This window comes from Bradyrhizobium sp. Kon69 (assembly GCF_055807515.1).
Window position 1 is genome coordinate 1 of the sequence record NZ_JBVVOS010000058.1, and the last position, 14,233, is coordinate 14,233.

11 protein-coding genes are annotated in these 14,233 nt (G+C 60.7%); 8 read left to right on the forward strand and 3 right to left on the reverse strand.

The genetic code is table 11. From position 1 onward, the window contains the following. Positions 1-501: 501 nt before the first annotated feature. Complete coding sequence (locus tag AC0L3U_RS37630; RefSeq protein ID WP_197031107.1) at positions 502-924, reverse strand: response regulator; 423 nt, start codon at positions 922-924, stop codon at positions 502-504. A gap of 738 nt (positions 925-1,662) precedes the next feature. Here AC0L3U_RS37630 and AC0L3U_RS37635 point away from each other — a divergent pair. The 3 genes from AC0L3U_RS37635 (at position 1,663) to AC0L3U_RS37645 (ending at position 3,269) form a co-directional block, all read left to right on the forward strand. Beyond that, complete coding sequence (locus tag AC0L3U_RS37635; protein ID WP_198034912.1) at positions 1,663-2,361, forward strand: Crp/Fnr family transcriptional regulator; 699 nt, start codon at positions 1,663-1,665, stop codon at positions 2,359-2,361. 158 nt (positions 2,362-2,519) lie between these two features. Continuing rightward, entirely contained in the window at positions 2,520-2,897 is a 378-nt protein-coding gene (locus AC0L3U_RS37640) for an Hpt domain-containing protein (RefSeq protein ID WP_473293650.1), read from the forward strand. 123 nt (positions 2,898-3,020) lie between these two features. Further along, positions 3,021-3,269 (forward strand): hypothetical protein, encoded by a 249-nt coding sequence (locus AC0L3U_RS37645; protein ID WP_027566442.1) that lies wholly within the window; start codon positions 3,021-3,023, stop codon positions 3,267-3,269. Between the two features lie 82 nt (positions 3,270-3,351). Here AC0L3U_RS37645 and AC0L3U_RS37650 read toward each other — a convergent pair whose 3' ends face one another. Then, a complete protein-coding gene (locus AC0L3U_RS37650) occupies positions 3,352-3,975 on the reverse strand; it encodes a helix-turn-helix transcriptional regulator (protein WP_473364894.1) in 624 nt (207 codons plus the stop codon). A 340-nt stretch (positions 3,976-4,315) separates the two neighbouring features. Between AC0L3U_RS37650 and AC0L3U_RS37655 the strand changes: the two genes are divergently transcribed. Both AC0L3U_RS37655 and AC0L3U_RS37660 read left to right on the forward strand, forming a co-directional pair. After that, the gene (locus AC0L3U_RS37655; RefSeq protein ID WP_473364895.1) at positions 4,316-5,479 is read left to right on the forward strand and encodes a hypothetical protein; all 1,164 of its coding nucleotides are present in this window, start codon (positions 4,316-4,318) and stop codon (positions 5,477-5,479) included. A gap of 545 nt (positions 5,480-6,024) precedes the next feature. Beyond that, positions 6,025-7,233, forward strand: coding sequence for an EAL domain-containing protein (locus AC0L3U_RS37660; protein ID WP_473364896.1), 1,209 nt, complete (start codon positions 6,025-6,027; stop codon positions 7,231-7,233). A 13-nt stretch (positions 7,234-7,246) separates the two neighbouring features. On the opposite strand, the gene AC0L3U_RS37665 is transcribed toward AC0L3U_RS37660, so the two are convergent. Then, a complete protein-coding gene (locus tag AC0L3U_RS37665; RefSeq protein ID WP_473364897.1) occupies positions 7,247-8,107 on the reverse strand; it encodes a DMT family transporter in 861 nt (286 codons plus the stop codon). A 578-nt stretch (positions 8,108-8,685) separates the two neighbouring features. Between AC0L3U_RS37665 and AC0L3U_RS37670 the strand changes: the two genes are divergently transcribed. From AC0L3U_RS37670 to AC0L3U_RS37680, 3 genes are read left to right on the forward strand one after another with little or no spacing between them, the layout of a single operon-like run. After that, complete coding sequence (locus tag AC0L3U_RS37670; RefSeq protein WP_473364898.1) at positions 8,686-11,850, forward strand: hypothetical protein; 3,165 nt, start codon at positions 8,686-8,688, stop codon at positions 11,848-11,850. Between the two features lies 1 nt (position 11,851). Beyond that, positions 11,852-12,835: a hypothetical protein gene (locus AC0L3U_RS37675; protein ID WP_473364899.1), complete on the forward strand. Its 984-nt coding sequence runs from the start codon at positions 11,852-11,854 to the stop codon at positions 12,833-12,835. Positions 12,836-12,841: 6 nt separating this feature from the next. Further along, positions 12,842-13,234, forward strand: coding sequence for a hypothetical protein (locus tag AC0L3U_RS37680; protein ID WP_473364900.1), 393 nt, complete (start codon positions 12,842-12,844; stop codon positions 13,232-13,234). Positions 13,235-14,233 lie beyond the last annotated feature (999 nt).

Genomic DNA, 14,233 nt, shown 5'->3' on the forward strand with positions numbered 1-14,233 from the left:
CTTCACCAGCTGATTGTCCACGGTGTCCAGGCTCTCGCTGGTTTCCGTCAAAAACTCCCGCAACAGATCATCCATGAGCTACGCCTTACTGACCTGGATCCGGACTCGGCGCCCGAGCCGCGCTTGGCATGAACGGAAGTCCCCGCCTTGGATCGTTAGACATCCCCTTTCACGGTCCCGTTAATTTCATCCTCCGTGCTAATACGGATATTGAAGACAAGTTTGCCGTTCGACCGCATACGACAGCGCTTTTCGGCAAAACCGGCACCACGCCGCAACGGCGAGACGCGTGAGGTGAACGTGCCGATAACAGCGGGACCAGGCGCGCGGGAAAGCCCTGCTCGTGAAGGACGATATGCGCGGCCTTCGCGGAATTGGATCGAGCCGCCTGCAAATCCGGGGCGGTGCCGCCACTTTCGCCTGGTGCTTTGCCGGGATACGCAAGACCCGCATTTGCGGTAAACGAACCGTTACCGGCGTCCACCGCGACCGGTCTCGGCGCTAACCCAGGCGCGCGGCCGAGGCGAGGTCGCCGTGGGGACGGTGCTCCGCCAGGCAATCGGTGATGGCGGCGAGCAGCGCGTGCGGGGTGAACGGCTTGCGCAGACACCGCGCCGCGCCGAGCTCCAGCGCCATCCGGAGGAAATCGGGAGCTGGCGAATTCAGATTTGCGAACGCGTAGCCGGACATCGCAATCAGCGGAACGGCCGGCGCCCGCTCGTGAAAGATCCTGACCGATTCGAACCCGCGCATGTGCGGCATGAAGATATCGATGATCATCAGATCGAACTGCTCGTGTTCGAGCGCGCGAAGTCCGGCTTCTCCTCCTTCGGCGATCGTCACCCGAAAATCGTTGCGCTGGAGATAGACCTCGATGGCCATGCAGACCATCGGATCGTCGTCGACGACGAGAATATGGCGCAGACCTTCTGTCCCCGTTTGAGCTTCCCGATTTGGCGATTCAATAATTGAACCGTGGCGCACGCCATGCTCCTTTGCTCGAGAAATGGACTGTTGAAAACGTGCGTGGCGGAGCGGGGAAGACGATGGACGCGAAATCTGCGGCCACGCGGCGCCAAGGTTCGAAGCAATGTTTGAGGACGGCAGCCACTCGTCCGACCAAAGAGGGTGCACGGATCGACCGGCGTCCGATGGCAGTGCGGATGCAATGCTTCCGCCTCATGAAGGGCCTCTTGCCGCTTTTACCTGCGCAACCCTTGCAGGCTGGCGCGCAGGCTTATGAGCGAATCAGCGTGCCATTCTCATTTCCGCCGCAAATGCACCAGCCGTCTGCCCCCCAACGGGTATACGCGGAGCGACACAACCATTATAATACACTTTGTTGCCGCGCAACTGAATGACGCAGCGGACGCGGCGCAGATCACTTCGAAAATGCGCCGGATCCAACCATGACCGTGACCATCCTCCAAACCGATGCGCCAGGCGACAATCTGGATCTGCTGGGTTCCCGGATCGGTACCGGGGAAATGGTCAGGGAATCTGTCTTGGGGAGGGCGGCGTCGCAGCGGCGATCGCCGCTCGGACATCTTGTCCCAATTGCCAATATATCCCGGCGAGAACATGATGGAACTTGGCCGGCGGCAAGCAGTTTCGCGTGCTGCGGCCCGCTGGTCCGGAAGACGGGAGGCTACTTTGGAAACGATGGTGCGTTCCTCCAACGGTTTCCTGTCCGCGCTGTCGGCAGACGATTACGAATTGATCCGTCCGCACCTGCGTACGGGCGACCTGCCGCATGATGCGGTGCTGGTCGAGACCGGCGAAACGCTCAAGCGCGCCTACTTTCCCCATCGTGGCGTCATCTCGCTGGTGGTGGAGCTCGCCAGGGGCGAGCACGTGCAAGTCGCCATGATCGGCCGCGACAGCCTGCTCGGAACGCTCTCGACCATGGGCGATGCCTGCGCGCTGAACACGGCCATCGTGCTGGTTCCCGGCTCCGCCTCGATGATGGACCTCGACCGGCTGCGCGTCGCGGCCGACCAGAGCGGCACCCTGCGGACATTGCTTACGCGTCACGGGCTGGCGGTCTACGCGCAGGTGCAGCAGACCGCCGGGTGCAACGCCGCCCATCCGGTGGAGGCGCGGCTGTCGCGCTGCCTATTGCATACCCATGACCTCTCCGGCGATTACCGGCTGCTGCTGACGCAGGAGGCGATGGCGCAGATGATCGGCGCTCGGCGGAACAGCGTGTCGCTGGTCGCCAATACCTTGCAGCAGGCGAATTTCATTCACTACAGCCGCGGACACATCCAGATCCTCAACCTGGACGGCCTGCGCCAGACGGCGTGCGAATGCTACGCCACCGTGAAGGCGCAGTATGACCGGCTGCTCGGCCCGCGCTGACTGGTGCTGCGGCGTGGTAAACCGTGCGCTAATTCCGGCCCGCAAACACGGATTGTCCTGCTACCGGAACTGAAATCCGGATGCCGTAGACACGCAACGTGCCGCGCGCGCCTGTACGAGCCGGCGGCAAACGAACCGTGATCAAGGCAGGCCAAACCATGTTCGAAGTCACCGTCGCGCCGGCGCAGACAGCGCTTGATGCCGAGCCCGCGCGCGAGCCGGGCGCGTATCAGGCGCTGGTGCGCGAGATCGGCGAGGACGGCGCTTGCGAAGTGCGCGACGTGTTCTGGAGCGACACCTGCGCGCGCCTGCAATTGCTCCGCACGCTCGCGCTCGCGCAGCATCACGGCAGGATCGCGCGCGAAGCGCATTCGCTGAAGAGCGCGGCCGGGACGTTCGGCTATGTCCGGCTCGCGGCGCTGGCGCTGCGGCTGGAGAAGACCGCGGAGAGGCTCGGCGACGCCGGATTTCACGACCTCCTGGACCTGATGGATGCGGCCTATGCCGCCGGGCGCGCGCAGGAGCCGGAGCGCTGACGCGCTCGCTCGAAAACGCCGTAACCACTCACGCGTGCATGCCCGCCGTACTTCTACGGCTTGGGATTTTCACAGATGGCTAATCATAGGCGGCGATAGTCGCCGGAAACCAGGAGGGTTTCCATGTTCACCTACGAGACCGCGGACCAGAAAGAAGTTCGTCGCTTCCGCATCGCACAGTTCAACGGCCGGATGGCGACGGTGGCCGCTGGCGAGGAGACGGTGACCGGCTTCGTGCGCTCGGTGCTGGAGCAGGAATCGAGCATGCCGCCCCGCTGGACCATCACGATCATTCCCAACGCGCCGAAGGAAGAGCTCAAGCCGCTGCGGCCCTCGTCGCGCACGCGTCCCTTCGCCGAAGATTATTTCTGAGCACGATCGGAGCCTCGGGTCTTTTCGAGAGACGTCTCACGCCTCGCCTTCGTCGCCGGCGGGTGACCCGACGCAAGAGCCTTCAGTCGATCGAATGCAGCAGCGCCGCACGGACGAGATCCGCCGTGTTGCGCGCGCCGAGCTTCCGCATCGCCTCGGCGCGATGGCTCTCGAAGGTGCGCGGGCTGATCTGCATCCGAAGCGCACCCTGCTTGTTCGAATATCCCTCGCTGATCAGCCTCAGCACCTCGCGCTCGCGCTTGGTCAGCCGCTTCTGGCCTGACAGGCCGAGCATTTCGGCGCTCGGCAGGCGCTGCGGCTGTGGTGCGCGCGCGAGCTTCGATTCGGCGTCCTCGGCCCTGGACGCGTTCGGCAGGCCACCCGTGGGAGAACCGGCAAGCTGTTTGACGAGGCCACAAACCCGCTCGGTCTGCACCAGCGCATTCTCCACGACCCGCTGCAAATAGGCACGGTCGCCCGTCACTGGCGCGAGCTGATCGCTGTGATGCTTGATCTCGCCCATGTAGAGCAGGAGCGCCGTGAGGGGACCGTTGAGCTCGCGAGCGATGGCGGCGGCCATTTCGTCGGCGGCCTTGGCGCGGGCGGCGTTCAGACGGACGACATCGAGCTCTTCAGTCGGAGCGGCGTTGCTTTCGTACCATTCCGACGGCCGCGAATCAGTGGCCGTGTCATTCTGTGACCCCATGTCACTCGTTTAGCGGAACCCGACGCGGTCTGTGGTTAACTTTTTGCTCCGTAAGACTACGGTGAATTTGGCAGTTTTATGCTGAAACCCCGGCACAGGCACACTTTATGCCTGAGTAAAAGCGCCCGTCCACATTCTCAGGTTGTCGAATCTGCCCAAATGATGGGCGGACGACCCGAAGCCTTCTTAACGATCCGATCGGCGCCGATTACCTGCGGACCCGGATTTTACGGATATATTAACGGCGGCTTGCTTCTCTATGTCGCAATTGAGAGCGCGCAAATGCCTCCATGCATGGGGCCGGTCGGCCTGCTGGAATCGTTGCGGAAGATTGCGTGCCATGAACGAGATCGACCAGCTATCGAACTTCTTGCAGAAGCTGACGCCGCTGTCGCGCAGCTGCCTGCTCAGCGAGCTCGAACGGCTCGAGCTGTGCGGCATCGACATGCCGGGCTCATCCGACCTCCAGTCCCGGTTGCGCGCCGAATTTCGCAAGGACGGATCGAGCCAGGCGCGCGCCACCAGTCCCTCGCGTCATTTCTTTGCGCCGCTCGAGCTGCTCCTGATCGACGGCGCGCCCGAGCATGCCAATATGGGGCGGATCTCGCGCAACACCCTCACCCCGATCTGGGAGTGGATCTGCCGCGACCTGCTGCCGACCATGGCGCGCGACTACATCAAGGCGATCAGCGACCAGGTCGCGGCCAACAACCAGAAGGAAGTGCAAAAGATCGCATCGACCTTCCAGATCAAGGTCGTCAAGGTTCTCGAGAGCACCCTCGCATCGGCGGAGAGCACCGAGTTCGCACGCGGCAAGCTCGCGCAATATACGGCATCGCGCACCGCCTTCGACGACGTGAAGAAGATGCAGCATGTGCTGCGCGCCGGCGCCGCGCTGCCGAAGTTCAGCGAAAAGCTGCCCGAGAAGATCGCGAAATTCGACGACGGCACGGTCGATCAGATCACGGCACGATTGGACGCCTTCAAGAAGGCCCATCCCGAGGCGCTGCCGTTCGCGCTCACGCTGGTGGCCAAGCGGCTGAAGACGTTCTGGCAATTGGTGCGCCTTGCCACCAAGGCCGCCGCGAGCAAGAGCGCCGCCGATGTCGCCGCCACGCCCTATGCCTGCGTCGTTCACATGGTGCTCGACCAGCTCGACGACAGGCGCCTCGCCTTGCGCATCGCGCTCCGGCACAACCGGGTGCTGATTGCGCGCGACCTGCTCGCCGAGATCTACGACACCGAATATGCGCTCAAGGTGCGGATCGACGGCATCGAGCAGTGTGAGTGGGGCATTCGGCTCCAGCAATTGATGGACGCGATCGCGGCGCTGGTGTCCGCCGAAGTGAGCCGCTTCCCCTCCAATGTCGGCCACATTCTCGGCTCGCGCCGGCTGCGCAGCCACGACACGCTCGGCGGAAAGCTGTCCTATCTGGCCTGGAAGGGACGCGATGTGATCGAGGACGGCGCGGCCGCGTTGCGCAAGCTGATCGGCCAAACCTGATCCCGCGCTAATGCGCGCGTGGCAGGCACAGGAAGCGATCGAGAAATCGCCCTGACAGCACGAACCTGAACCACCAATACATTATTCGCCGCGACGTCATTGCTGCGATCCTCGACAGCCCACCACCGGCTGCCCAGAGCAATAGCGCACGTGCAGCAATCCGCTTGTGATGTGCTTCACATTGGCGCCGGCGCGCACCGACGCATTGTCGCAGAACCGTCACGCGCGAACCGGGAAAAATGCGCGCATTGCGCGCAATTGAGGCGCTGCCTTATTCAATTGGGCGAGGCGCGCACGGCTTCGTCCAATTGCAGGACAGTGCGCGTACATGCAGTCTTACTGCACGTCGCGAAATCTCCCGTGATTGTCGCAACCCTGCGCCCGATGCGCGAGCAGACGTAAAAACATCTCGAACGAGACCAAGACAATTTTAGACATGATGGGTGCTTTAACGTTACCCAGATAATTCGACAATCGACTGAAGCCTTCCATATTTGAAACTGCTCACGTCGCTAACACACCGGCACGGAACGGGAGTGCTTGCGATGAACGACGAAATTGTAGAACTCGCCGAACGAAGGCCGAAGACCTTCGGACGGCGAAAGATGAAGCCGCGCGCCTGCGTGGCCGACGGCAAGCGCCATCTGCGCGCGTTTCTCGCGGAAGTGCTGGAGGATCTCGGCTTCGTCACCACCGAATGCGCCAGCGCCGAGGAGCTGCAGAGCGTGCTGACAAGCGGATTGCCCGACCTGATCCTGCTCGGCATCGCCGCCGACGGCATCGAGCCCGGAAAATTTCTGGAGACGCTGGTGCGCGAGGCCTTCGACGGCAGGGTTCTGACCGTGGGCGCCCGCGAGTCGATCATCGTCAGGGCGGTGCAGCAGGTCGGCGAGGAATACGGCCTCAAGATGCTGCCGCCGCTGACCACGCCCTTTGCCGCGGAGACGCTGCGCGACCGCGTCGCGATGCTGTTGCCCGAGGAGCCGGCGCCGAGCCCCGCCGTGCATATCGGCGAGGCCCTGCACGCCGGCTGGCTCGAGCTCTGGTACCAGCCCAAGATCGACGCGCGCACGCTGATCCGCAATAGCGCCGAGGCGCTGGTGCGGATGCGGCATCCGACTTGGGGCGTGGTGCCGCCCGCCTATTTCATCCCCGAAGAGCACGACCCGAATCTGCGCGACCTCTCCGAATTCGTGATCGAGCGCGCCATGCAGGACTGGCACTATCTGCTGGAGCAGCAGAGCCCGGTCGATCTCGCGATCAACCTGCCGGCGTCATATCTGAAGGAGCCGCAGGCCGTGCGCGATCTCTGCCGCCGCATGCCGACGCATCCGGCGTTCGGTGGGCTGACGATCGAGATCGACAGCGAGGAGGCGATCCGCGACCTCGATCTCCTGGTCGAGGTCGCCCGCGAACTGCGTCTGCACAATATCGGCCTGTCGATCGACAATCTCGGCGCCAACTGGCCGTCGCTGATGGACCTCGGCAAGATTCCCTTCATCAAGCTGAAGGCCGACCGGCACTTCGTCACCGGCAGCGGCACTGATCGCCTCAAGCGCACGGTGTGCCGCCACATCGTCGAGCTTTCCCATGGCTACGGCGTGCGCGCCGTCGCCGAGGGCGTCGAGAGCCGCGCCGACCTGGTCGCCGCCAACGAGCTCGGCTTCGACCTCGTGCAGGGTTTTCTGTTCGGCAAGCCGATGCCGCTGAAGAAGTTTGCGCGGAGCACGCTGACGCGGACGGTGATGGGGTGACAGTGAGGCGGCCTCAGGCAAACCGCCGCGCGAAGAACACGCAGGCGACCACCAGCGCGGTCGCCACGATCATGCTCCAGGCAACCGGTTCGTGCAGAAGCAGACCTGCAAGCGCGAGGCCGAAGAACGGCTGGAGCTGCTGCAACTGGCCGACGCGCGCGATGCCGCCGATCGCGAGCCCGCGGTACCAGAAGATGAAGCCGACGAACATGCTGAAGACCGAGACGTAAGCGAGCCCGATCCAGGCGGGCACACCGACGCCGCTCCATGTGGACGGCCAGGTCCAAATCGCGACCGGCAGCATCAGCGGCAGCGACAGCAGCAGCGCCCAGGATATCACCTGCCAGCCGCCGAGCCGGCGCGACAGCGCGGCGCCTTCGGCATAGCCGAGCCCGCACAGCACGATCGCCGCGACCATCAGGAGATCACCGGTGAGCGATGCGGTGCCGTCGTTGGACAGGGCAAAGCCCGCGACGGTGGCGCTGCCGAGAACAGCGAACAGCCAGAACATCGGCTGCGGCCGTTCGCCGCCGCGCAGCACGCCGAAGATCGCGGTCGACAGCGGCAAGAGCCCGATGAAGACGATCGAATGCGCCGAGGTGATGTGCTGCAGCGCGAGCGCCGTCAGCAAGGGAAAGCCGACCACGACGCCGATGGCGACGATGGCGAGCGAGACGAGATCCTTGCGCTGCGGCCGCGCCTGACGGAGCAGGCCGAGCACGGCCACACCGATCAGCGCCGCGATGACCGCGCGCACCGAGGTCAGGAACAGCGCGGAAAATCCGCCGACCGCCACCCGCGTCGCCGGTAGCGAGCCGCTGAAGATGATGACGCCAAGAAGCCCGTTGCCCCAGCCGCTGCCGGAAGATTGCATACCCGTTTTGCCTTGCCGTTGGTGATCCGAACTGGCGAGGCCAGCCGGGGTGGCGTGACGATTACCTGTAAGCTTTCCAACGCCCAACAACAAAAAGCGCGAAAACAACCCCATGCGCAGTAGCCGGGGGCTGCAAGATCAATGGCTTACGTGGGCGCGGGTCGCTCTAGCCGTCGCGTAATATTGGAGTGCGGCCCTTGCCAGGTACTCCCGGAAGTATCACGGCAGGCGGAGCCTGCCGAAGCCCACCCGCAAGCGGCCACAAAAGGGGGCGTTTAGCAAGTCAATCAGGCGCATGGCACGAAAACGCGGCCTACTGCATCAAAACCAAAGAGTGGCCGAAAGACGAATCCCCCCTTAGCCGCAAATTGCTGGCCGTAAGCGATGGCTGACCGTCTGCACTCGAGCAGGCACTGCTTGTCCGACGCGCGACACTCCGGATGCCTCGTTATCTGAAAGGCTGTCAACCCGAAATAGAAACCATATTGACGTTCACGAAACATAGACTACTATCCAAAGTTGTTTCTGCCTTTTGCCAGTAATTCTTTAGGGCTCCTCTATCCACGGGAGGACTCATCATGCGAGTGCATTTTATCCTCGCCCTGATGCTGAACATTATCTCCGCTGCTGCCTGCGCGGCAGGCATAAGCGAGAATGAATGGAATTCGTTCCGCAAGCTTTATCCCAATCACGTTCAGACCATAGCACTCACCAGAGTGGATCCGTCCGGCCAATGCCTTCTCATTATCAGCGAACCGCCCCCCGATACCCTTCCTAAACGGTCATATCCGGAGTTGTTGAAAGCAATCTTTCACGATCACCTCGGCGACATTGAAATCAAGAAAAAGAGCATCGGCTTCGGCGGATGGGTCGAGGACCTCGTTGTCTCACTCAAGGGTTATAGAGACCAGCAACTGCTCAATGACGACATTGGGTACTTGGCGCAAGTGATGTGGGGCACAACGTACAAAACCCCCATCCTCGATTTATCCAACCTAAAACCTGCGGAGAAATGGTCGGCTCCGCTAAACGTTTCGATCCGCCATACAGAACTCAAGGGCTGGCTAGTCGACGGAACGATGAAGCTGTTGCCCGTGGAATTCACTTCAGCGAACCCAGTAACATTGGCCCAATTGGTCCAACAAAACCGGACGGGCACCTATTTCACAGCCGAGCGAGGCTTCGTCTTGCTCCTGATCCAAAGAACCCGCAACTTCGAGGAATATCGAGCCGATTTCCGGAAATATGCACTCGACTCCGATCTCCTCGTTGGGGCCATCCGCATTGGAGAAACTCATCTCGCCTTCATCGGTAGAGAAAGGGAGACCTCGCTTCAAGCGATGCCGCCGCTACGCTTCGAGACCGCCCATTTGCTCGCGACCAGTCATCAGGCGGAGCTTGCACAGAGCTACGAACGCAATCAGCTCTTCGCAGGCCGTCTGGAAAAGGGAGAATACACGGGTAGCGATTGGGCGCCCATTTATCTCTCACCGGAGCTAATCAATACGGAATTGGGTAGTACTTTGAACCTGACCGACCAGATGCTGAAATCGTGGTCGATGGCAGGCGGCGTTCAGTACCATGGCTTCGACTATCCAGTTCCGGGCTCGTATCCCTTCGACGGGAAGCCGATCATGCAACAGGTCCGAGCGCGCGAACCGAAAATCGAGGAGACCTTATTCAACTGGAATACTACCGGCGCTTACTCGTTAATGATCCACCCGATGAACGATGGAACGGCTTGGCAAACACTCACCTCTCTGAATTCCGGTTCGCTTCCGGTCATATACAAGGATGAGGGCCAGCCGGCATATGACTCCGTATTCGGACCATTCGAAGACACTGGATATCAATATTTTCGAAGCCTTCGCGACCCGTTGCTCGCACGCGTGACTTCCTACCAGGTTATTTTTCAAGGCACCCGCGATCATCCTCTACCGACGGCCTTGCCCATCAACAAGGCCGTGGCAGCGAACATCGAACCAGTGCGCGCGAGAATCGAAAAATTGCTTGAAGGGTTCCTCAAACTCGCCACCATGGACAAGGACACGCTTGCAAAAAGCTGCACGATTGCTGTCATTGCCGGCGAATTCCGCAGCATCGACGCATGCAAGCAAGCAGTAGCGCGTGGAGTGTTGACGGCGAACGTCTATCGGCGCGGCTCACCTACATTCCGCAAAGCTCTAACCGACTTCCTTCTCGACCGAAATCTCGGACAAAGAGTCGGCAGCATCGATGTCGACCTTGCCAGCCGCGCCCTCATTGATTTCGGCTTCGGAAAAACAAGCGGTTTACCTCCCGAACTGGATGAGCCCGCCGCCTTACTGGCCTCACGTTTTTTTGCTCAAAGCGTTCAAATGCTTGGCGAAGTCGACGAAGACGACCGCCGCGATGTGTTTGCGATCTATAGCATGGATCAGCCCGAAGATCCGGCTTCTTATATTCAAACCGCCCGTGTGGTCCTGTCGTCGAATCTGCAGGGAGGAGTTGGTGGGCATAATCTAAGTGGAAAGACCGCGATCATCGAGACCGATAGTGCAGTTGCGCGTGGTAGTTCAAAGTTGCTGAGCCGAGGAAACGATGATGTTATCGTTCTAAACCCCGCCGATGCGGACAAGGCCGCAGTAGTTGCGCGCGACGTTCAGAAGCAAGCGGTGAGCGGCACGGGTCGCGACGCCATTCAGGCTCAACTTCAAAAGACGCTCGCCGAGAAATTTCCTCCGCGCAGCGTGGTTGCCGCGCTGAACCTCAATAGCACTCCCTCCGGGGGGCGTGGATTGGCCATTCTTAGTGATGGCCAATTACAGCCGATAGGGCGGGTCGGCCTTTATCCGGATAATGCCGCCGGAGCGCTGAGAGCCGATGCCGTTACTTTCGCCAAACAGCTCAATCTATCTGTGATTGTCGTGAAGGGCGGAAACGGCTTTGTCGTGATCTGCGTATTTTGCGGCAGTTCCGGTCAGGAAATGCGAGCACTCAGTCAATCATCTTTGCGTGAGAGCGTCGCCATGGCAATGAAACAGGCTCCGGCGGGCACGGAATACCGTATCTATTTTCGGGATTTTGCCGCAGATCAGGTTGAGGCGTTTCAGCGGACAATGGCATTTGCTGATGGACCGCCTCTGCCGCCACCGCCGCCAAGCTCAACAAGTGTCGCCGGCGCTGCAAGCGAGCCTCCCTGGCGCCGCGGGACCGGCGGAACAGGAAACTCAAATGGCACCGGGAAGAACGGTCCTTCCAACGGCAGCCGCTTGCTGATTTTCAAGCGCAACGTCCAGAATGCTCACCAGGTTCGAATTCGGGCGCGAGACGGCGATTCTTTCAGAGTCCCGGAGCAAGCAGAAGTTCAGGTGGCGTATCTGCATCTGGATCTAGCTGTGAACTGGCGAGGCGCCACGATCAAATCTGTAGCCACTACCCGCTCGGACGCGTCGATGAGCTTTGAATTGGTAGTTCCGCGGGAAGTTGCGGCAGCCCCATCTGCCAGTATGACCGGCCGTCTCGACATAGAATGGTCGGCTGCTGCCAATCCAACCGATCGCAAGGCCGTCGCTGCGGCAACCCACGTGACAGACCTTAGCGGCTCGTTCCGCGAGGGTGTCGAGCAGTTGATCGATCGATTGCGAGCGCTCAAGTTCAACGGCAACAAGATCAAGGATGTACAATTCTTTTTCCAAACAACGACGTTCGACGCTGTCATAACGGAAGATTTGACCTCTTGGGCAGGTCGAAAGCGAGGCTGAATTGAGCATCGCAGGGGCTACATCCCCGCTAGAATGCCTTCTTTTGCTCGCTGTTCCGTTGACGGCAGCAGAAGTCAAAGCCGACCTGCGTTCGCCTGACCATCACGACTATGCACGGTCAATCGAAGGCGCCGACTTTCTTCTGCCGGAGGCTCTCTTTGAGGCGCACTTTCGTCCAGTGGCGGAAGCCTGGCAAATCTGTCGGCACCGGTTGGAGCGCCTGGGCGTGAGAATCATCGAAACCGCCTCGTCGAGGGAAGTTCGACGGGTTCTCCGTGAAGAGTTTCGTACGATTACCATTTTTGGACATTGGAAAGGACATCGGGTGCTGGCTGGAGACATCATTGATCCAGTAGCAGTCGCGAATCGGCTGCTGGGCAGCACCGATGAGATCGCGGAATTGATCCGCCGGACCACGGATTTATCCGGGGTAGAATGCATAGCAGCACAGTCCAGCGAGCCGGTCGGCGCGTGCGCGGCACTCGCCGAAAAACTGACGACGGCCATCGAGGCAGAACAGGCACTATTTGATCTGGACTTTCAGGGAAGTGATTGTATTGGCCTGATGCGCCAAGAGTTGAGCGAACTCAATCGACAGGCAATCGACAACTGGTTCGCCGAAACGATGATCAGCGGAAACCGGCTAGAGTTGCGGAACGGATTATTCTCGCCCAAGCAGGTAGCCGAATTGGGATTCTCCGAGTTTGTTGGTTGCGTCCATCTTGGGAATTGTCATTCGACCATTTTGCAGCGGACACTGGCTTCTCCATCGTGTCGCGTTTTGGGAAACGAAGAGATCCTACTCCCGCTCACGTTCTTCGAGGTTTACAGCACAGTCGTTGCCCTGCTTGGTCCAGGGCGGCCCAGCTACCCTGAAGTGTGGCTTGATGTGATGGAAGGCCTGCGGGGAGCGGAGCCTGAACGCGCTCAGCTTTCCTGGAAGCAATCCTTCATCAAGCGTCTACCCAGTTTTCTAAGAAGGTGATCTCAAATGGGCGAGCCGAACACGCTACGCGAAGTGCTGCAGCAGTTTGACAGCGTGACCGCGCCTGCCGGCTCCACGAAATCTGCGATCGATCGGCAAGCACTCAAGGAACGGCTCGATATTGTCGAGCGACGATGTCAGCAGCAATACATCATCTGGCTGAGCATTCTCGCGATCGCGTTTATCTTTGCGGTCATCGTGGTCTGGCTCCTTCTGAACAATCCAAAACATGCAGTGGCGGTCATCGGAGCGACAGGCTTGACCGTCGGGGCCATTCTCCCAAAGCTCAGGCAAGTTGAGCGTGAAATCTCGCGCGTTCGACTGTTCATTGCGCTTGTTGGCAGCGTCAGCGACGCTCAACTGACTCCCATGATGAAGGCATTGGTCAACAAACTTTAATTGTGGCACACTCTGTACGCGGAGGTCTCGATCGCGACCTGGTGCGCGTCGTTCTCGAACCCGGCGTCGCGGCCGACCGAACTGAGACTTCCGTGCAGGCCGCGATGCGCGACGCGATAGACACAGACGCCCCTCATCGTCTCGCCATACGACAGCCGAATGCAGCCAAGACATGCTGGCCCGAGAGGTCAAAGGTGATCGGCCCGCGGTCAGGGTCATGACCAAGGAAACCGGCCGTAGCGCCGCATCGGTCGGTTCCGCGATCATGCCGGACGTCCGCTCTGCGCAACGAACGGCGGTCGGTTCTACATCCCTTAAGCAATCGGTGGTCAGAGCTTTAAGGCCTTCATAGGCGACCAAATCATGGCGACTCAACCATGCTCGGTGCCGCACAGTCTTTTTCCGTCCAAGCGATAAATGCCTGGTTCTGAGGACTTAGTTGCCAAGAATTGGCGGAGAGGGAGGGACTCTGCGCCCATTACTTCCCGTACCCCAATTTTGCAGGCGTTTCGCGCAAGGAACGACGCCGCTGGTACGAACACTGGTACAATGGGTGGTACTTCGGCGAAACGCAAGCCCCTCTCCGCTCCGGCCTTGACCGGCACCCACTTGGCCGCGAACGCACCTTGCCGCGCAGGTCGCCGGGATCGGCGGCGACCGGCCGGCGGACCGATGGGGGTCGGCGCCCTTGGTGCCCGCGGCGGCCGGCACGCCGGCGCCGCCATGCCGGGCCATCTGCCCATCCGGCGCCGCTCGCCGGGTTCGCTTGTTAGCTTGATGACTCGATGGCTTGTTGGCTTGTTGGCTTGCTAGGTCGAACGCCTGCTTAGTTGCTAGCTTGCTAATTGATTGTCTTGCGTACTTGCTAGTTTGTTCACTTGCTGGCTTGTCAGCTTGATCGACTGCTAGCTTGCACGTCTGTTGACGTTGCCCCCAGCTCTTATCCAGTAGAACTTAGAGTCTGGCGGTTGGCATCATGCACAGTTTGAGCAACCGGCC

Coding starts and splice junctions, on each gene's coding strand:
- AC0L3U_RS37655 (WP_473364895.1), top strand. CDS start 4,316: ATGAACGAGATCGACCAGCTATCGAACTTCTTGCAGAAGCTGACGCCG.
- AC0L3U_RS37680 (WP_473364900.1), top strand. CDS start 12,842: ATGGGCGAGCCGAACACGCTACGCGAAGTGCTGCAGCAGTTTGACAGC.
- AC0L3U_RS37645 (WP_027566442.1), top strand. CDS start 3,021: ATGTTCACCTACGAGACCGCGGACCAGAAAGAAGTTCGTCGCTTCCGC.
- AC0L3U_RS37635 (WP_198034912.1), top strand. CDS start 1,663: ATGGTGCGTTCCTCCAACGGTTTCCTGTCCGCGCTGTCGGCAGACGAT.
- AC0L3U_RS37665 (WP_473364897.1), bottom strand. CDS start 8,107: ATGCAATCTTCCGGCAGCGGCTGGGGCAACGGGCTTCTTGGCGTCATC.
- AC0L3U_RS37660 (WP_473364896.1), top strand. CDS start 6,025: ATGAACGACGAAATTGTAGAACTCGCCGAACGAAGGCCGAAGACCTTC.
- AC0L3U_RS37640 (WP_473293650.1), top strand. CDS start 2,520: ATGTTCGAAGTCACCGTCGCGCCGGCGCAGACAGCGCTTGATGCCGAG.
- AC0L3U_RS37670 (WP_473364898.1), top strand. CDS start 8,686: ATGCGAGTGCATTTTATCCTCGCCCTGATGCTGAACATTATCTCCGCT.
- AC0L3U_RS37650 (WP_473364894.1), bottom strand. CDS start 3,975: ATGGGGTCACAGAATGACACGGCCACTGATTCGCGGCCGTCGGAATGG.